Annotated in this window: 15 protein-coding genes; all 15 read left to right on the forward strand. The window is 72.6% G+C overall.

Features of this window, described 5'->3' with window-relative positions:
- Positions 1-236 precede the first annotated feature (236 nt).
- The 15 genes from KHU32_RS21575 to ftsA are packed head-to-tail and all read left to right on the forward strand — an operon-like array spanning position 237 to position 17,689.
- Entirely contained in the window at positions 237-695 is a 459-nt protein-coding gene (locus tag KHU32_RS21575; protein ID WP_213672241.1) for a division/cell wall cluster transcriptional repressor MraZ, read from the forward strand.
- Positions 695-1,636 (forward strand): 16S rRNA (cytosine(1402)-N(4))-methyltransferase RsmH, encoded by a 942-nt coding sequence (gene rsmH / locus KHU32_RS21580; protein ID WP_213672242.1) that lies wholly within the window; start codon positions 695-697, stop codon positions 1,634-1,636. The genes KHU32_RS21575 and rsmH overlap by 1 nt, the downstream gene beginning before the upstream one ends.
- Positions 1,633-2,565, forward strand: a complete 933-nt coding sequence (gene ftsL / locus KHU32_RS21585; RefSeq protein WP_213672243.1) for a cell division protein FtsL — start codon at positions 1,633-1,635, stop codon at positions 2,563-2,565. The genes rsmH and ftsL overlap by 4 nt, the downstream gene beginning before the upstream one ends.
- Positions 2,562-4,592: a peptidoglycan D,D-transpeptidase FtsI family protein gene (locus KHU32_RS21590; protein ID WP_213672244.1), complete on the forward strand. Its 2,031-nt coding sequence runs from the start codon at positions 2,562-2,564 to the stop codon at positions 4,590-4,592. The genes ftsL and KHU32_RS21590 overlap by 4 nt, the downstream gene beginning before the upstream one ends.
- Positions 4,579-6,036, forward strand: coding sequence for a UDP-N-acetylmuramoyl-L-alanyl-D-glutamate--2,6-diaminopimelate ligase (locus tag KHU32_RS21595; RefSeq protein ID WP_347265582.1), 1,458 nt, complete (start codon positions 4,579-4,581; stop codon positions 6,034-6,036). Before KHU32_RS21590 ends, KHU32_RS21595 begins: the two co-directional genes overlap by 14 nt.
- Positions 6,033-7,409: a UDP-N-acetylmuramoyl-tripeptide--D-alanyl-D-alanine ligase gene (locus KHU32_RS21600; protein WP_213672246.1), complete on the forward strand. Its 1,377-nt coding sequence runs from the start codon at positions 6,033-6,035 to the stop codon at positions 7,407-7,409. The genes KHU32_RS21595 and KHU32_RS21600 overlap by 4 nt, the downstream gene beginning before the upstream one ends.
- A complete protein-coding gene (gene mraY, locus KHU32_RS21605; protein WP_213672247.1) occupies positions 7,406-8,494 on the forward strand; it encodes a phospho-N-acetylmuramoyl-pentapeptide-transferase in 1,089 nt (362 codons plus the stop codon). Before KHU32_RS21600 ends, mraY begins: the two co-directional genes overlap by 4 nt.
- Entirely contained in the window at positions 8,491-9,897 is a 1,407-nt protein-coding gene (murD, locus tag KHU32_RS21610; protein ID WP_213672248.1) for a UDP-N-acetylmuramoyl-L-alanine--D-glutamate ligase, read from the forward strand. The genes mraY and murD overlap by 4 nt, the downstream gene beginning before the upstream one ends.
- Entirely contained in the window at positions 9,894-11,063 is a 1,170-nt protein-coding gene (locus tag KHU32_RS21615) for an FtsW/RodA/SpoVE family cell cycle protein (RefSeq protein ID WP_213672356.1), read from the forward strand. The genes murD and KHU32_RS21615 overlap by 4 nt, the downstream gene beginning before the upstream one ends.
- A complete protein-coding gene (murG, locus tag KHU32_RS21620; RefSeq protein WP_213672249.1) occupies positions 11,060-12,190 on the forward strand; it encodes an undecaprenyldiphospho-muramoylpentapeptide beta-N-acetylglucosaminyltransferase in 1,131 nt (376 codons plus the stop codon). The genes KHU32_RS21615 and murG overlap by 4 nt, the downstream gene beginning before the upstream one ends.
- Positions 12,190-13,644 (forward strand): UDP-N-acetylmuramate--L-alanine ligase, encoded by a 1,455-nt coding sequence (gene murC, locus KHU32_RS21625; RefSeq protein WP_213672250.1) that lies wholly within the window; start codon positions 12,190-12,192, stop codon positions 13,642-13,644. The genes murG and murC overlap by 1 nt, the downstream gene beginning before the upstream one ends.
- Positions 13,641-14,549 carry a UDP-N-acetylmuramate dehydrogenase gene (gene murB / locus KHU32_RS21630; protein ID WP_408887865.1) on the forward strand — a complete coding sequence of 303 codons (909 nt, stop codon included), beginning with the start codon at positions 13,641-13,643 and terminating at the stop codon, positions 14,547-14,549. The genes murC and murB overlap by 4 nt, the downstream gene beginning before the upstream one ends.
- Entirely contained in the window at positions 14,546-15,505 is a 960-nt protein-coding gene (locus KHU32_RS21635) for a D-alanine--D-alanine ligase (RefSeq protein ID WP_213672251.1), read from the forward strand. Before murB ends, KHU32_RS21635 begins: the two co-directional genes overlap by 4 nt.
- Positions 15,495-16,385, forward strand: coding sequence for a cell division protein FtsQ/DivIB (locus KHU32_RS21640; protein ID WP_213672252.1), 891 nt, complete (start codon positions 15,495-15,497; stop codon positions 16,383-16,385). Before KHU32_RS21635 ends, KHU32_RS21640 begins: the two co-directional genes overlap by 11 nt.
- Positions 16,382-17,689, forward strand: a complete 1,308-nt coding sequence (gene ftsA / locus KHU32_RS21645; protein ID WP_213672253.1) for a cell division protein FtsA — start codon at positions 16,382-16,384, stop codon at positions 17,687-17,689. The genes KHU32_RS21640 and ftsA overlap by 4 nt, the downstream gene beginning before the upstream one ends.
- Positions 17,690-17,712 lie beyond the last annotated feature (23 nt).

The following is a 17,712-nucleotide window of genomic DNA, read 5'->3' on the forward strand; positions in this document are numbered from 1 at the left end:
CTCAAGACCCCACCCAGACCAGAGTCGTTATCCCTTGATCGCCCACGTTCTCCCATCTAAAACCACTTTCAGCCCAGGACAGATGGACACGCTCGGGGGGGCGAGCCGTTTGGAAAGGGCTGGTCGGGCGAGCCGGCAAGGTTCCGGGGGGGACTTTGCCGGCCGCTGCTCCCGCCCAGAGCGGAGCAGCCGGCACTCCCCCTGTGGCGCATTGAGCAGGGGCATCCGACAGAACGATGACCCAATTCCGGGGCAAGTTCATCAACGGGCTGGACAAGAAGGGGCGATGCAGCGTCCCGGCTCTGTTTCGCACCCGTCTTGCCGGAGAGGCCCTCGTCCTGCGCCGTTCCACGCGCCATCCCTGCATCGAGGCCTGGCCCGCTTCCGCCTTCGACGCCGCGCTCGGCTCCAAGAGCCCGCTCGATGAGCCCGACGAAGACGAGGACTTCAAGGCCTATGCGCTCTATTCCGACACCGTCGAAGTCTCGCCCGATCCGGACGGCCGCATGATCCTGGCTGCCGACCTCATCAAGTTCGCGGGCCTGACCGATAGCGTCGCCTTCCTCGGCCGGATGGAATGCATCGAGATCTGGGAGCCGGCGGCCGCCGAGGCCCAGATCGAGAAGGCCCGCCAGGCGCTCGCCGAGAAGGCGCGTGCCCGCGCCGCCGCGGCCTCGAACGGGGCGTCGGTCTGATGACGCATATCCCCGTCCTCCTCGACGAAGTGCTGGAACACCTGGCCCCCCGGTCGGGCGAGGTCCTGCTCGACGGCACCTTCGGCGGTGGCGGCTATGCCCGCGCCATCCTCGAGGCCGCCCCCTGCACCCTCTGGGCCATGGACCGCGACCCCGAGGCGATCGCCCGCGGCGCCGAGCTGGCGGCTGCCCATCCGGGCCGGCTGCACCTCATCGAGGGCCGGTTCGGCGACATGCTCGCCCATCTCTCCGAGGCCGGTGTCGCCGCGCTCGACGGGGTGGTGCTGGATCTCGGCGTCTCCAGCTTCCAGATCGACACGCCCGAGCGCGGCTTCTCCTTCCGATTCGACGGCCCGCTCGACATGCGCATGGGCCGCACGGGCCCGAGCGCCGCCGACCTCGTGAACACCCTGGCCGAGGCCGAACTGGCCGACCTTCTCTGGGAGTTCGGCGAGGAACGGCACTCCCGCCGAGTCGCCCGCTCCATCGTGCGCGAGCGCGCCGAGGCGCCCTTCGAGACGACCCTGCGCCTCGCCGAGGTGATCCGCCGCTCCGTTCCCCGCGATCCCTCGGGCATCCACGGCGCCACCCGCAGCTTCCAGGCCCTGCGCATCCGCGTGAACGACGAGCTCGGCGAGATCGAGCGCGCGCTCGATCAGGCGCTCGGCCTGCTGGCGCCCGGCGGCCGAATCGTTGTCGTATCGTTCCATTCCTTGGAGGATCGGATCGTGAAGCGCGCCTTCCAGCGGGCGGCCGGGCGCACCCCCGGCGCCTCGCGCCACGATCCCGTCGCCCTTCTCGCGCCGCGCGCCGAGACCGATTTCGTCCTGCTCACCCCGCGTTCCGTCCGTCCGGGCACCGCCGAGGCCGCCGCCAATCCCCGTGCCCGATCGGCCCACCTCCGCGCCCTGCTCCGCAAGCCTGAAAGCCGCGCCGCATGATCCATCCGCTGACCATCGTCACCTTCGCGGCCTTCCTCGGCGCCGGCCTCTACGTCTTCCAGACCAAGGAGGAGGTGGCGAAGCTCGACCGTGAGCTGCGCGATGTGACCCGCCAGATCGAGGGCGAAAGGTCGCGGACGCAGACGCTCTCGGCCGAATGGGCGCGACTGAACGACCAGGATCGCCTGCGCAGCATGGTCGCCTCCCACCTGCGCGACATGCAGCCCATGGAGCCCTCGCAGTTCCAGCGCTTCGACGACGCGCAGCGCCGCATGCCGCAGATCGCGGCCTTCGTGCCGGAACCGACGGGCTTCCGCCGCCGGTCGGACGCGCCTTCCGCCCCGGGCGAGGTGCTGGTCTTCACCGCCGCGTCGATGCTGGCCGAGGCCGAGCCGCGCCGGGCCACGCCGGTCCGCGCCGTGGCCGCCGCCCCGGTCGTGGCAGCCCCGGTCGTCGCCGCTGCGACGCCGCCGCCCGCGCCCGCCGCAGCACCCGCGCCCGTGGCTGCCGCCCCTGCTCCTGCACCGGTTGTAGCGGCCGCGCCCGTCGTTCACGCGCCGGCTCCCGTCGCTGCCCCGGCGCCCCGCGCCCTGGCCGCCGCACGCTCCGAGGCCGCCGCGCTGCCGCCCATCGCCGGCCCCGCCAGCGCGCCCTCCCGCCCGGCCGCGGCCGAGGTGGCCGTCGCCGCGCCGCGACCCGCCCTTCCGCCGATCGCCGCGCGCGTCGCCGATGCCGCGCCGGCCCCGCGCCCCGTGACCCGCGCCCGCGCCGAGGCCGCCAGGCCGCCGCAGCTCGCCCAGGCGCCCGTCGCCGCGGCCCCCGCCCCGCTGCGCACCGCGATGCATGTGCAGCCCGCGCCCGCTCCCGCCGCCGGCTCGCTGCTCGGCGGAGGCCTGAGCCTGCCGCCCCCGGTGCCCTTCGCCCGATGAGCGACCTGCGCCCCCCTTCGCCGGACGCGCGGCCCGTCGGGTTTGACGGCCTTCCGCTGCGCGATCCCGCTCCGCCGCCGAGCGCGACCTATCCGCGGGAGAGCGCCTCGCGCGCCCTCGTGCGGGCGAGCGCGACCGAGGCGGCGCAGATGCGGCGGATCCGGGCGCGCCTCACCCTGGCTTCCGTCGGCTTCGGCGTGCTGTTCCTGGCCGTCGCGGCCAAGCTCACCGACGCGACCGTGCTCTCGCCCGCCGCCTCGCGCATCGCCCAGGCGCCGCGCCTGCCGCCGCCGGAGCCGCCCGTTAGCCGCGCCGCCATCACCGACCGCAACGGCGAGATCCTGGCCGTCACCGTGCGCGGCACGGCGCTCTATGCGCGCCCCGGCGAGATCGACAACCCGGCCCAGGTCGCCGACCGGCTGATCCGCATCCTGCCGCATCTCGACCGCGCGCGGCTGATCCCGCGCCTCAGCCCGCCGCGGCAATTCGCCTATATCGACCGCTTCATCACGCCGCGGCAGCAGCAGGCCATCAACGACCTCGGCATCCTCGGCCTCTATTTCGAGACGGCCGAGCGCCGCACCTATCCGCGCGGCCGCGACGCCGCCCATGTGCTGGGCGCCGTGGACGTGGACGGCGAAGGCATCGCCGGCGTCGAGAAGTGGTACGACGAGCGCCTGCGCGTGAGCCCCGCCTCGCTGCGCCTCTCCATCGACATCCGCATCCAGCGCGAGCTGCGCGAGGCGCTGGACTTCGCGATCGAACGCTTCAGCGCCATCGGCGGCTCGGCCATCCTGATGGACGTGAACACGGCCGAGGTGCTGGGCATGGTCAGCCTGCCCGACTTCGCCGCCTCCGACCTCGCGACCGCGCCGGCCGAGCAGCGCTTCAACCGCGCGGTGACGGGCAATTACGAGCCGGGCTCGACCTTCAAGCTCTTCACCGCCGCCATGGCGCTCGATTCCGGCAACGTGACGCTGAGCTCGGGCTATGACGCCACGCGCCCGATCCGCATCGGCCGCTTCCAGATCAACGACTTCCACGGCAAGCACCGCTGGCTGAGCGTGCCCGAGATCATCGCCTACTCGTCGAACCTCGGCAGCGCGCATATGGCCATGGCGCAGGGCATCACCCGCCACCGCGAGTTCCTGGGCCGGCTGGGCCTGACCTCGCGCCTGGGCGTGGAGCTGGCCGAGGCCGCGACGCCGATCGTCCCCTCCGCCCGGCGGTGGCGCGACATCAACACCATGACCATCGGCTTCGGCCAGGGCATCTCCGTCACGCCGCTCCATATCGTCACCGGCGTCTCGGCGCTCGCGAATGGCGGCATCCTGCGGCAGCCGACCGTGCTCGCCGTGCCGCATGGCCAGGAGCGCGAGGGCGTGCGCGTGATCAGCGAGCGCACCTCCGAGAACATGCGGCGCCTCATGCGCATCGCCGTGACCGACGGCTCGGCGCGCTCGGCGGATTCGCCGGGCTATTTCGTGGGCGGCAAGACGGGCACGGCGCAGAAGGTCGGCGATCGCGGCCAGTACCTCGAGAACCGGCGCATCTCCTCCTTCGTCGGGGCCTTCCCGATGAACGCCCCGCGCTACGCGCTGCACATCCTGGTCGACGATCCCAAGGGCCGCGCCGATACCGGCGGCTACGCGACCGCCGGCTATGTGGCCGCCCCGGCCGCGCGCCGCGTGGTCGAGCGCTCGGCGCCCATCCTGGGCCTGGTGCCCGAGACGGAGCGCATCGCGCAGATCCAGCAGAGCATCGCGCTTCAGCTGGGCGGCGGCCGCCCGGGCGCCTCGGCAGCGGCGGCGCGCCAGCCCACGGCCGCACCCCGCGCACCGACGGCGGCGCCGACGCCCGCCCCCGCGCCCCGGCTTCCCGCCGTGATGCCCCGCACGCTGCCCACGGTGGAGCCGCAGCCTGCCCCCCTCCGCCGCACCGATGCCACGGATGGCGTCGCCATGCCGCGGCTGGTCCTGCACGTCCCTTCCACCCAGCCCCCCGAGACAGGCCGTGCAACTCGATGAGCTCCGCGCCCCATGCCCGAGGCTGAGCGGTTCGGGCTCGGCCGAGATCAGCGGTATCACGGCTGACAGCCGGGCCGTCCGGCCCGGCTTCCTCTTCGCCGCGCTGCCGGGCGTGCGCGTCGACGGCACGCGCTTCATCGCCGACGCGGTCAGCGCCGGCGCCGCGGCGGTGCTGGCACCCGAAGGCACCGAGTGGCCGGCCGGCGTGCCGCCGCGCCCCCTGCTCCGCGCCGAGGATCCGCGCCGCGCGCTCGCCCTCATGGCCGCCGCCTTTCATGGCGCGCAGCCGGAGCGGATCGTCGCCGTCACCGGCACCAACGGGAAGACGAGCACCGCGGATTTCCACCGCCAGCTCATGGGCCTGGCCGGCCACCGCGCGGCCTCGCTGGGAACGCTCGGCCTGGTCGCCGAAGGTTTTCCGCCCGGCCCCAGCCTCACCACGCCCGACCCCGTCTCGCTGCACGCCCGGCTCGCGGAGCTGGCGCAGGCGGGCGTGACCGACCTCGCGATGGAAGCGAGCTCGCACGGCCTCGACCAGCGGCGGCTGGACGGGGTGAAGCTTGGTGCGGGCGCCTTTACCAACCTCACGCGCGACCATCTCGACTACCATGGCGACATGGCCGGCTATCGCGCTGCCAAGCTGCGCCTCTTCGACCGGCTGCTGCCCCCGGGCGCGGCGGCGGTGCTCCATGCGGATATGGAGGCCGAGACGCTCGCCACCCTGCGGCAGGTGGTCACCGCGCGCGGACTGCGCGGCATCGAGGTCGGCGAGGCGGGCCGCGACATCCGGCTGATCTCCCAGCGCGCGCTGCCCGGCGGCCAGGTCATGGAGCTGGAGGCCTTCGGCCGGCGCGAGAGCGTGACGCTGGCCCTGCCCGGCCGCTTCCAGGCCGACAATATCCTGGTCGCCCTCGGCCTCGCCACGGCGGTCGGCATCGACGCGCTGCCGCTGCTGCCCGGGCTGTCCGGCGTGCGCGGGCGCATGGAGCTGGCGGCGACGCTGCCGAACGGCGCTGCCGTCTATGTGGACTACGCCCATACGCCCGACGCCCTCACGCGGCTGCTGACGGCGCTGCGGCCGCATGTCGCCCCGGGCGCGCGCCTGCATGTGCTCTTCGGCGCCGGCGGCGACCGCGACCCGGGCAAGCGCCCGCTGATGGGCGCGGCCGCGGCGGCTTCGGCCGACCTCCTCTGGGTGACGGACGACAACCCCCGCAGCGAGGACCCGGCGACCATCCGCGCCGCCGTCATGGCCGCCGCGCCGGGCGCGCGCGATGCGGGCGATCGCGAGGCGGCGATCGCGACGGCCCTTGCGGCCCTGAAGCCGGGCGACGTCCTGGCCGTCGCCGGCAAGGGCCACGAAAGCGGCCAGACCATCGCCGGCGTCACCACGCCTTTCGATGATGCCGAGGTGGTGCGCCGCCTCGCGGGAGTGACGACGTGAAGGCCCTCTGGACCTCGGCCGAGCTGCGTGAGGCAACCGGCGGCACCTGCGACGATGCCCTCGAGGTCTCGGGCGTTTCCATCGACACCCGCAGCGTCGGCGCCGGCGAGCTCTTCGTCGCGCTGCGCGATGCGCGGGACGGGCACGACTTCGTGGGGCAGGCCTTCGCCAAGGGCGCGGCGGCCATGGTGGACCGCGACGTCGATGCCGTCGGCCCCATGCTGCGCGTGGCGGACACGCTGGCCGGCCTCACCGCCCTCGGCGCCGCGGGACGCGCGCGCAGCACCGCCCGGGTCATCGCCGTCACCGGCAGCGTCGGCAAGACGACGACCAAGGAGATGCTGAAGCGCGCCTGCGCGGCCCTTGGCCCGACCCACGCCTCGGCCGCCAGCTACAACAATCAGTGGGGCGTGCCGCTGACCCTGGCCCGCATGCCGCGCGACACGCGCTGGGCGGCCATCGAGATCGGCATGAACCAGCGCGGCGAGATCGCCCCGCTGTCCCGCCTGGCGAAGCCGCATGTAGCGATCGTGACCACGGTCGGCACCGCGCATATCGGCAACCTCGGCAGCGCCGAGGCCATCGCCGACGAGAAGGCGGACATCGCCGCCGGCCTGCTCTCCTGCGGCGTGGCGATCCTGCCGCAGGACAGCCCGCACTTCGCCCGCATGGCCGATGCCGCCGCGGCCCGGGGCGCGCAGGTGGTGGGCTTCGGCGAGGGCCCGGCCTCCACCGCGCGGCTGCTCGCCTATCGGGGCACCGAGACGGGTGGCGAAGCGGAGTTCGACCTCGCCGGCCGCCACGTGATCCTCTCCCTGGGCCAGCCGGGCCAGCACATGGCGATGAACGCGCTGGCCGCACTCGCCGCGATCCAGGCGGCGGGCGGCGATGCCGGCCTCGCGGCCGCGGCCCTGTCGGGCTTCGGCGCCGGGGCGGGGCGGGGCGAGATGCGGCGCATCCCGACGCCCGATGGCGGCAGCGCCCTGCTGCTCGACGAAAGCTACAACGCCTCGGACACCGCCGTGCGGGCGGCGCTGGCCGTGCTCGGCCAGCAGAAGGCCCGGCGCCGGATCGCGGTGCTGGGAGACATGCTGGAGATGGGAGAGTTCGGCCCTGCCCTGCACGAGGCGCTAGCCTCCGATGCGGCGAACGCGGCCGAGCTGGTCTATGCCTGCGGTCCCCTCATGGGGCATCTCTTCGCCGCCCTCCCGGCCTCGCGCCGCGGGGCACACACACAGGACGCCGCTAGTCTCGCACCCATTGTCGCCTCGGCGCTTCGCGATGGCGACGCAGTGCTGGTGAAGGGTTCGCTCGGCATGCGCATGGCCGAGATCGTACGGACGATCTCCGGGGCCGAGAGGAATACTGCATGATACCCCTGCTGCTCGGCCCGTTGGCCGAAGACTTCATTCTGTTCAACCTATCGCGCTACCTCACCTTCCGCGCGGGCGCCGCCTGCATGACCGCGCTGTTCATCGCGCTGTTCTTCGGCAAGTCGGTCATCAACTGGCTCCGCACCTTCCAGCGCGGCGGCCAGCCGATCCGCGAGGATGGGCCGGCGAGCCACCTCCTCACCAAGAAGGGCACGCCCACCATGGGCGGCGTGCTGATCCTGCTCTCGGTGTCGCTCTCGGTGCTGCTCTGGGCCGATCTGCGGAACGGCTTCGTCTGGGCCGTGCTCTTCGTCACGCTGGGCTACGGCATCCTCGGCTTCATGGATGACTGGCTGAAGGTGACCAAGCGCAACACCAAGGGCGTCTCGGGTCGGCAGAAGCTGGTCGCGCAGGGCGCCATCGCGCTGGTCGCGGGCGTCTGGTTCTCCTACCTGCTGCCCGACCCGATCTCGACCCGCCTGGCCGTGCCCTTCTTGAAGGACACGCTAGTGCCGCTCGGCTTCGTCTTCCCGTTCGTCGCGATGTTCGTGATGATGGGCGCGAGCAACGCCGTGAACCTGACCGACGGGCTGGACGGGCTGGCCATCGTGCCGGTCATGATCGCCTCGGCCGTCTTCGCGCTGATCGCCTATCTCGTCGGCAACCGCGTCTTCGCGGACTACCTGCAGCTGCACGGCGTGCCCGGCGCGGGTGAGCTCGCGGTCTTCTGCTCGGCGCTGATCGGCGCCTCGCTGGGCTTCCTCTGGTTCAACGCCCCGCCGGCCGCCGTCTTCATGGGCGATACGGGCAGCCTCGCGCTGGGCGGCGCCCTGGGCGCGACGGCGGTGGCGACGAAGCACGAGATCGTGCTGGCCATCGTCGGCGGCCTCTTCGTCGTCGAGACGCTGTCGGTCATCATCCAGGTCTTCTGGTTCAAGCGGACCGGCCGCCGCGTCTTCCTGATGGCGCCGCTGCACCACCATTTCGAGAAGAAGGGCTGGGCCGAGCCCACCATCGTGATCCGCTTCTGGATCATCGCGATGGTGCTGGCGCTGGTCGGCCTTTCCACCCTGAAGATCCGATGACGCCGCCGGATCGCAACGCGGAGGGCAATGTGGGCCCGTCGTCTCGCCATTGGCCCTTCCTGGGGCAGAGGATCGCCGTCGTGGGTCTCGGCAAGGCCGGGCTGCCGGCGGCGCGACGCCTGCGGGAATGGGGCGCCGAGGTGACGGCCTGGGACGACAAGGCCCCCGCTCGTGCCGAGGCCGAGGCGGCCGGGCTGCGCGTCGCCGATCCGGCCCTCGCTTTCATCCATGACGCGCTGCTGCTCTCCCCAGGCATTCCGCATGTGCTGCCACGCGTCCATCCCGCCGCGGCCGCCGCGCAGGCGGCCGGGCGGCCCATCCTCTCGGATGTCGAGTTTCTTTACAGGGCGGTGCGTGCCTCGGGCAGCAAGGCCCGCTTCGTCGGCATCACCGGCACGAACGGCAAGAGCACGACCACCGCGCTGCTCGCGCACCTCATCGCGCGCGCCGGGATCCCGGTCGAGGTCGGCGGCAATCTGGGCCCGGCCGCGCTCGACATGCCCCTCCTCGGCGACGACGGCATCTATGTGCTGGAGATGTCGTCCTACATGCTGGAACGAATCGAGACGCTTCGATTCAACTGCGCGGCGATGCTGAATCTCAGCGCCGACCATCTCGACCGCCATGGCGACATGGCCGGCTACCGCGCCGCGAAGGCGCGCATCTTCGCCACCCAGCGCGGCGAGGACACAGCCGTGCTCGGCATGGACGATGCCGGGACGGCCGGCCTGCGCGGCGAACTGGCGGCGCGCGTCGTCCCCATCTCCGCGAGCATGCCGCAGCCCGGCGGCTTCTGGGCCACGGGCAGCCTGCTGCGCGACGACAGCGGTCTGATCGCCGACCTCTCCACCTGCCCCACCCTTCCCGGCGAGCACAATGCTCAGAACGCGGCCGCCGCCTGCGCCATGGCGACCGCGCTCGGCCTGCGCCGCAACGACCTGGCCGACGGGCTGCGCTCCTATCCCGGCCTGCCGCACCGGCAGGAGCTGGTGGGCGAGATCCGCGGCATCCGCTTCGTGAACGACAGCAAGGCCACCAACGCCGACAGCACGGCCAAGGCGCTGGCGAGCTACGACCTCGTCGTCTGGATCGCCGGCGGCACCGGCAAGGAAGGCGGCATCGAATCCCTCGCGCCGCTCTTTCCGCGCGTCGCCGAGGCCTTCCTCATCGGCCAGGATGGCGGGATCTTCGCCGCGACCCTGGCTGAGCATGGGGTGGCCCATCGCCGCCTGGAGACGCTGGCCGAGGCGGTTCCCGCCGCCGCCGCCGCTGCCCTCGGGGGCGCCGCGCCGGTGGTGTTGCTCTCGCCCGCTGCCGCTTCCTGGGACCAGTTCACCGGCTTCGACCAGCGCGGGGATCATTTCCGCTCGCTGGTCCAGAGCCTGCCTGAAGGGCAAGACTGATGGCCGTCTCGCGCAGCGACACCTCGACCCTCGGCCGCTGGTGGTGGAGCGTCGACCGCTGGACCCTCGCCGCGCTGCTGTCGCTGGTGGCCATCGGCTACGTCATGATGCTCTCCGCCTCGCCGGCCGTGGCGGAGCGGATCGGTGCCTCCTCGCGCCACATGTTCCTGGCGCGCCAGGTGCTCTACTCCGCGATCGCGGTTGCGGTGATGATCGCCTGCTCGCTCTGCACGCCGCGATGGGTGCTGCGGCTCGCGCTGCTCGGCGCGCTCGGCGCGCTGGTGCTGACCGCGGCGACCCTCGTCATCGGCGTCGAGATCAAGGGCGCCCGGCGCTGGCTGCCCATACCGGGCCTTTCGCTCCAGCCTTCCGAATTCCTCAAGCCCTGCCTCGCGGTCGCCTGCGGGTGGCTGCTGGCCGAGGGCAAGCGATCCCGCCGCTTCCCCGGGCTGATCATCGCCTGCGGCCTGATCGCCATCGTGGCCCTGCTGCTGAAGCAGCAGCCGGATATCGGCATGCTCGCCGTCATCGTGATGGTCTTCCTGGCGCAGGTTTTCGTCTCGGGCATCAACCTGTTCTGGGTGATGGTCGCGGGCCTCGCGGTGCCGATCTTCGGCGTGCTGGCCTATATGTTCCAGCCGCACGTGCGCAGCCGCGTGCAGCGCTTCCTCGACCCCGAGGCGGGCGACAACTTCCAGATCCGCATGTCGCTCGAGGCCTTCGGGAATGGCGGCCTGCTCGGCCGGGGCCCCGGCGAGGGCCGCGTGAAGGACGTGCTGCCCGACGCCCATGCCGACTTCGTCTTCCCCGTCGTGGGCGAGGAGTTCGGCCTCGTCGTCTGCCTGGTGATCCTGGCGATCTTCGCCTTCGTGGTGATCAACGGCCTCGTCCGCCTCCGCAACGAGCGCGACCCCTATGTGACCCTCGCCGCCTCGGGCCTGCTCACGCAGTTCGGCCTGCAGGCCTTCATCAATATGGGCAGCTCGCTCCACCTCATCCCCACTAAGGGCATGACCCTGCCCTTCGTGAGCTACGGCGGCTCCTCCGTCATCGCGCTCGCCCTTGGCATGGGCTTCCTGCTGGCGCTCACCCGGCGGCGGACCGGGCGCACGGAGGAGACCACCCCCTTCACGACCGGCGGCGGACGCCTGCCGGCCATGACATGAGGGCCACCTCCCCACGCCCCATCGCGATCGCGGCCGGCGGCACGGGCGGGCATCTCTTCCCCGCCGAGGCCCTGGCGGCCGAGCTTTCGGCGCGCGGCGAGCGCATCGTGCTCTTCACCGACGCCCGCTCTGCGGCCTTCGATAGCCCGGCCTTCGCCAATGCCGAGCGCTTCGTGCTGCGCGGCGAGGGCGTCGCGGGCCGGAACCTGATGCGCGCGGCGAAGGGGGCGATGAAGCTTGCTTCCGGCACCGTCACCGCGCGCGGGCTGCTGAAGCGCCTGGATGCCGCGGCGGTGGTGGGCTTCGGCGGCTATCCGGCGATCCCGCCGGCCCTGGCCGCGCTGACCCTGGGCAAGGACCGCCCGGCCGTCATCCTGCACGAGCAGAATGCCGTGCTGGGCCGCGCCAACCGAGCCCTCGCGCCCCGCGCCGACCTGCTGGCCCTCGCCTATGCCGAGACGACCAAGGTTCCGCCGAAGGCGAAGACCCAGGTGGTCGGCAACCCCGTCCGCCCGGCGCTCGCCGCCCTGGCCGGCGCCGGCTATCCCTCGCCCGACGGCGCGCTGCGCCTGCTCGTGACCGGCGGCTCGCTCGGCGCGCGCGTCTTCGCCGACCTGGTGCCGCCGGCCATCGCCGGCCTGCCCGAGGCGCTCCGCTCGCGCCTCGTCGTGGCGCAGCAGTGCCGGGTGGAGGATCTGGAGCGGGTCCGCGCCGCCTATGCCGGCACCGGCATCCCGGTCGAGCTCTCGCCCTTCTTCCCGGACATCGCGCGCCGGCTGGCCAATGCCCATCTGGTCATCGCGCGTTCCGGCGCCTCCACCGTCGCCGAGATCGCCTGCGCGGGCCGGCCTTCCCTGCTGCTGCCCCTGCCGTCGGCCATCGACAACCACCAGTTCGCCAATGCCCGGGCGCTGGCCGAGGCGGGCGCCGCGCTGATCCTCCCGCAGGGGAGCACCACCCCCGCCCGGCTGGCCGAATTGCTGGTAGAATTCCTGGGCTCGCCGGAAAGGCTTGCCGAAGCGGCCCGGGCTGCGGCATCCCTGGCTCGTCCTCAGGCGGCGCGGGATCTCGCCGATCTCGTCCTCGCCCTCGCCCACCGGACCCTTTTGCTTCAGGAATCACGCTGATGCGCGCGCTGCCGCTCTCGATCGGGACCATTCATTTCGTCGGCATAGGTGGCATCGGCATGTCCGGCATCGCGGAGGTGCTGCACAATCTGGGCTATGCGGTGCAGGGCAGCGATCTCTCGGAGAGCGCGAATGTCGCCCGGCTGCGCGAGGCCGGGATTCCCGTCCATGTCGGCCATGCCGCGGAAAACCTGGGCGCGGCCCAGGTCGTCGTGGTCAGCACGGCCGTGAAGCGCGACAATCCGGAGGTGCAGGCCGCCCGCGCCCGGCTGCTGCCGGTCGTCCGCCGCGCCGAGATGCTGGCCGAGCTCATGCGCCTCAAATGGGGCATCGCCGTCGGCGGCACCCACGGCAAGACCACGACCACCAGCCTCATCGCCTGCGTGCTCGAGCAGGCGCGGCTCGATCCCACGGTCATCAACGGCGGCATCATCAACGCCTATGGCTCGAACACGCGCATGGGCACCGGCGAGTGGATGGTGGTCGAGGCCGACGAGAGCGACGGCAGCTTCCTCCGCCTTCCCGCGACCGTCGCCGTCGTCACCAACATGGATCCGGAGCACCTCGATCACTGGGGCACCGAGGAGGCCATGAAGGAGGGCTACGCCCAGTTCGTCGGCAATATCCCCTTCTACGGCTTCGCGGTCCTCTGCGCCGACCACCCGAACGTGCAGCAGATGATCCCGAAGCTGGATCGCCGCCTCGTCACCTACGGCTTCTCGCCGCAGGCGGACGTGCGGGCCGAAAAGCTGCTGACCAACCGGATGGGCGCGAGCTTCGAGGTCACGGTGCAGGACCGCACCACGGGCCGCCAGCGCACGCTGCAGCCCTTCCGCCTGCCCATGCTCGGCCAGCACAATGTCCAGAACGCGCTGGCGGCCATCGCCGTCGGCGTCGAGATGGACGTGCCGGAGGATGTGATCCGCGCCGCGCTGGCCGGGTTCAAGGGCGTGAAGCGCCGCTTCACCCGCGTGGGCGAGACGGGCGGCATCACCATCATCGACGATTACGGCCACCACCCGGTGGAGATCGCGGCCGTGCTGAAGGCCGCCCGCCAGGCCGGCGCGCGCGACGTCATCGCCGTCGTGCAGCCGCACCGCTATTCGCGACTGGAGCAGCTCTTCGGCGATTTCTGCGCCTGCATGAACGATGCCGGCACGGTGATCGTGGCCGATGTCTACGCCGCCGGCGAAGCGCCGATCGAGGGCATGGACAAGGACGCGCTGGTGGACGGGCTGCGCGCCCGCGGCCATCGCAGCGTCGTGCCCCTGCCCGAGCCATCCAGCCTGCCCGAGATGATCAACGCCATGGCCAAGCCCGGCGACTACGTGATCTGCCTCGGCGCCGGCAACATCACCGCCTGGGCCCAGGCGCTGCCCGAACAGCTCGCGGCCCTCCAGGCCCAGGGCGGCGGCCAGAACGCGGCGCGCGTGACGCCGCTTCGCCGGGCATGAGCATGCGCGCCGCCACGCCCCATCGGATGCCGGTCCTGCGTGGACGGGTGGAGGCGGGCGCCAGCCTCGCGCCCTTCACCTGGTTCCGCGTGGGCGGCCCGGCGGAGTGGCTCGCGCGCCCGGCCGATACCGAGGACCTGCTCTCCCTTCTGGCGGCGCTCGATCCGGAGACGCCGCTGACGGTGCTGGGCGCGGCCTCCAACCTCATCATCCGTGACGGCGGCCTGCCCGGCGTCACGCTGCGGCTGCCCGCGCGCGGCTTCGGCGGCATCGCCGTCGAGGCCGATGGCATCGTCGCCGGCGCGGCCGCGCTGGACGCGACGGTCGCCGAGCATGCGGCTGCCGCTGGCCTCGCCGGGCTGGAGTTCCTGTCGGGCATCCCCGGCAGCATCGGCGGCGCCCTGGCCATGAATGCCGGCGCCTATGGCCGCGAGATCGTCGATGTCCTGGACTGGGCCGAGGTGGCGACGCCCGACGGCCTCCTCCGCCTCGACGCCGCGGGCCTGCAGCTCGCCTATCGCCACGCCGCGCTGCCGCCGCGCGGGATCGTCACCCGCGCCCGCCTGCGCGCGGCGCCCGGCGAGGCCGCCGCCATCGCGGCCCGCATGGCCGAGATCAAGGCCTCCCGCGAGGCCACCCAGCCCGTCCGGGCGCGGACCGGGGGCAGCACCTTCCGCAACCCGCCGGGCCAGAAGGCCTGGGCGCTGATCGACGCCGCGGGCTGCCGGGGCCTGCGCCTCGGCGGGGCGCAGGTCAGCGAGAAGCACACCAACTTCCTCCTCAACACCGGCGGCGCCACGGCCGCCGATCTCGAATCCCTGGGCGAGCAGGTCCGCGCCCGCGTGCTGGAGCACGCCGGCATCGACCTGCACTGGGAAATCAAGCGCATCGGAGTTCCGGCATGAACGCTTTCACCCCGATCAGCCGCGACCCGAAGGAGACCCATGTCGCGGTCCTGCTCGGCGGCATCTCGGCCGAGCGCGAGGTCAGCCTCACCAGCGGCGGCAAGGTCGTCGAGGCGCTGCGGCAGGTGGGCTACCAGGTGACGGCCATCGATGTCGGCCCGGACCTGACGGCGACCATCTCCGCGCTGCGCACAGCGGCGCCGGACGTCGTCTTCAACGCGCTGCACGGCCGTTTCGGCGAGGATGGCTGCATCCAGGGCGTGCTGGACTGGATGGGCCTGCCCTACACGCATTCGGGCCTGCGCGCCTCGGCGCTGGCGATGGACAAGGTGGCCGCCAAGGCCGTGTTCCGTGCCGCCGGCCTGCCCGTGGCCCCCAGCAAGATCGTCGACATGGACGAGCTGGAGGCCGAGGACCCGCTGCCCCGCCCCTTCGTGGTGAAGCCCATCAACGAGGGCTCCTCCGTCGGCGTCCATATCCTGCGTTCGGGCGACAACCGTCGCGCCGAGATCGCGCGCGGCTGGAAGTTCGGCAAGCAGGCCCTCGTCGAGGAATTCATCCCGGGGCGCGAGATCACGGTGGGCGTCATGGGCACCCAGGCCCTGGCCGTGACGGACATCCTGGCCGATGCCGGCGAGTTCTACGACTACGACTCCAAATACGCGGAGGGCGGCTCGCGCCACGTCATCCCGGCCGAGATCGATGCCACGGTCTATGCCAAGGCCATGGAGGTCGCGGTCGCGGCGCATCAGGCGCTGGGCTGCCGGGGCGCCACGCGCTCTGACTTCCGCTACGACGACACAGCGGGCGAGCCGGGCCGGCTCGTCCTGCTCGAGGTGAACACGCAGCCCGGCCTGACGCCGACCTCGCTCCTGCCGGAGCAGGCCGCGCATCAGGGCATCGGCTTCCCCGCGCTTTGCGCCTGGATGGTGGAGCAGGCGAGCCATGGCCCTTAAATCCTCAAGGGACTCCCGCGGACGCAATGCTGCCTCCAAGCCGCCGAAGCGGCCTTCCGCCACGCGGCTGTGGTTCAAGCGCTGGCGCAACTGGCTGCGTGGCGTGGGCCTCGTCTCGCTGGCCATGGGCGGCGCCGGCGCCCTGGCGATCGGCGTCGTCGCGCTCGATCCCGCCGCGCGGCTGCATGATGCGGCGACGAGCCTGGCCAGCCTCGGCCGCGGCCCCGGCTTCTCGATCCAGGAGATCCGCATCGAGGGCCGCGAATTCTCGCCCCGCGAGGCGCTGCTGACCGCCATCGCCACCACGCCCGGCGAGCCCATCCTCGACTTCGATCCGGCCGCCGCGAAGGAAAGGCTGGAGCGCATCGCCTGGGTGGAGCACGCCCATGTGGAGCGCCGCCTGCCAGGCACGATCCTGATCCGCCTCGTCGAGCGCCGCGCCTTTGCCGTCTGGCAGAAGGACCGCCAGTTCGCTCTGATCGACCGCGAGGGGCGCGTCATGGCCACCGAGCAGCTCCAGGCCTTCGGCCCGCTGCCGCTGGTCGTCGGCGCCGGGGCGGAGCGCGCCGCGGCCGCCATGATCGACCTGCTGCGCAGCGCGCCCGAGATCGCCGACCGCGTCCAGGCCATCGTCCGCGTCTCGGAGCGCCGCTGGAACCTCCGGCTGCAGAACGGCGCCGACGTGATGCTGCCCGAGGGCCATGAGGAGGCGGCCATCACCCGCCTCGCCGAGCTCCAGGCGCGCGACAAGCTGCTGGACCGGCCGCTCGCCGCGCTGGACATGCGCCTGCCCGATCGCCTGGTGGTGCGCCTGCAGCCCCCGGCCGCGCCTTCGGCAACGCCCGCCGCCGCCACCCCTGCCCGGAGCCAGCGTGGATGAACGAGCTCGTTCGCTATTCCCCCCCGCAGACCGACCTGCCGACGCGCGGCATCCGGCTCGGCCGGGCCCGTTCCGGCACCTTCGGGGTGCTGGACATCGGCTCGACCAAGGTCGTCTGCCTGATCGCCCGCATCGAGAGCGACGGCACGCCGCGCGCGCTGGGCTTCGGCTGGCAGAAGTCGCGGGGCGTGAAGGCGGGCTCGATCGTGGACATGGAGGAGGCCGAGCGCAGCATCCGCGCCGCCGTCGCCTCCGCCGAGGAGATGGCCGACACGCGCCTGCAGGGCGTGATCGTCAACCTCTCTTGCGGCCAGCCGGAAAGCCGGACGCACAACATCCTCTGGCAGGTCAATGGCCGCCCCGTCACCGAGGCCGACCTGCGCGGCATCATGTCCGAGGGCGTCCGCCGCACCGAGGCCGAGGGGCGCGAGGCGGTGCATTCCTTCCCGCTCGGCTTCCAGGTCGATGCGACGGGCGGCGTCGACGACCCGCGCAACATGGTCTGCGACACGCTAAGCGCACGCCTGCATGTGCTGGACGCGGCCAGCCACGCCCTCTTCAACCTCGGGCAATGCCTGCACCGCTGCGAGCTCGAGGCCGAGGAGATGGTCTCCTCCCCCTTCGCGGCCGGCCTCGCGACGCTGGTGGATGACGAGCGCGAGCTCGGCGCCGTCGTCGTGGACATGGGCGGCGGGACGACGAGCCTCGCGGCCTTCGCGGACGGCCGGCTGATGCACACGGCGCAGCTGCCGGTCGGCGGCTGGCAGGTCACGAACGACCTGGCCCGGGTGCTCTCCACCCCCATCACCCATGCCGAGCGGCTGAAGACCATGCATGGCAGCGTGCTGGAATCGGCCGAGGACCGCGGCGAAATGCTGCCCGTCCCGCTCGTCGGCGAGGATGACGACCAGATCGCCCGCATCCCGCGCGAGATGATCGTCCGCATCATCCGCCCCCGGCTGGAGGAGAGCTTCGAGCTGCTGCGGGACCGGCTGGAGGGCAGCGGCCTGCCGGCCGAGATGCGCCGCCGCATCGTGCTGACGGGCGGCGCCTCGCAGCTCATCGGCGCCCGCGAACTCGCGCAGCGGGTGCTCGGGCGCGAGACGACGATCCGGCTCGGCCGTCCCCGCCTCGTGCGCGGGCTGCCCGAGACGGCCTCCGGCGCCGGGTTCTCCGGGGCCATCGGACTGCTGGCCTGGGCGGCCGGAGAAGGCCGCCCCTTCATGGATTTCGCCGTCGCCCCCCCCGTCTCGCACGGGGGATGGCTGCGGAAGAGCTTCGCCTGGATTCGCGAGCGCCTCTGACAGCGGAAAGGTTGCGCGGCCGC

It is taken from the genome of Roseococcus pinisoli (assembly GCF_018413645.1).
Classification (GTDB): domain Bacteria; phylum Pseudomonadota; class Alphaproteobacteria; order Acetobacterales; family Acetobacteraceae; genus Roseococcus; species Roseococcus pinisoli.

Bases quoted from the DNA above. Each gene is read 5' to 3' on its own strand.
- KHU32_RS21575 (WP_213672241.1), top strand. From the start codon at position 237: ATGACCCAATTCCGGGGCAAGTTCATCAACGGGCTGGACAAGAAGGGG.
- rsmH (WP_213672242.1), top strand. From the start codon at position 695: ATGACGCATATCCCCGTCCTCCTCGACGAAGTGCTGGAACACCTGGCC.
- ftsL (WP_213672243.1), top strand. From the start codon at position 1,633: ATGATCCATCCGCTGACCATCGTCACCTTCGCGGCCTTCCTCGGCGCC.
- KHU32_RS21590 (WP_213672244.1), top strand. From the start codon at position 2,562: ATGAGCGACCTGCGCCCCCCTTCGCCGGACGCGCGGCCCGTCGGGTTT.
- mraY (WP_213672247.1), top strand. From the start codon at position 7,406: ATGATACCCCTGCTGCTCGGCCCGTTGGCCGAAGACTTCATTCTGTTC.
- murD (WP_213672248.1), top strand. From the start codon at position 8,491: ATGACGCCGCCGGATCGCAACGCGGAGGGCAATGTGGGCCCGTCGTCT.
- murG (WP_213672249.1), top strand. From the start codon at position 11,060: ATGAGGGCCACCTCCCCACGCCCCATCGCGATCGCGGCCGGCGGCACG.
- murC (WP_213672250.1), top strand. From the start codon at position 12,190: ATGCGCGCGCTGCCGCTCTCGATCGGGACCATTCATTTCGTCGGCATA.
- murB (WP_408887865.1), top strand. From the start codon at position 13,641: ATGAGCATGCGCGCCGCCACGCCCCATCGGATGCCGGTCCTGCGTGGA.
- KHU32_RS21635 (WP_213672251.1), top strand. From the start codon at position 14,546: ATGAACGCTTTCACCCCGATCAGCCGCGACCCGAAGGAGACCCATGTC.
- KHU32_RS21640 (WP_213672252.1), top strand. From the start codon at position 15,495: ATGGCCCTTAAATCCTCAAGGGACTCCCGCGGACGCAATGCTGCCTCC.
- ftsA (WP_213672253.1), top strand. From the start codon at position 16,382: ATGAACGAGCTCGTTCGCTATTCCCCCCCGCAGACCGACCTGCCGACG.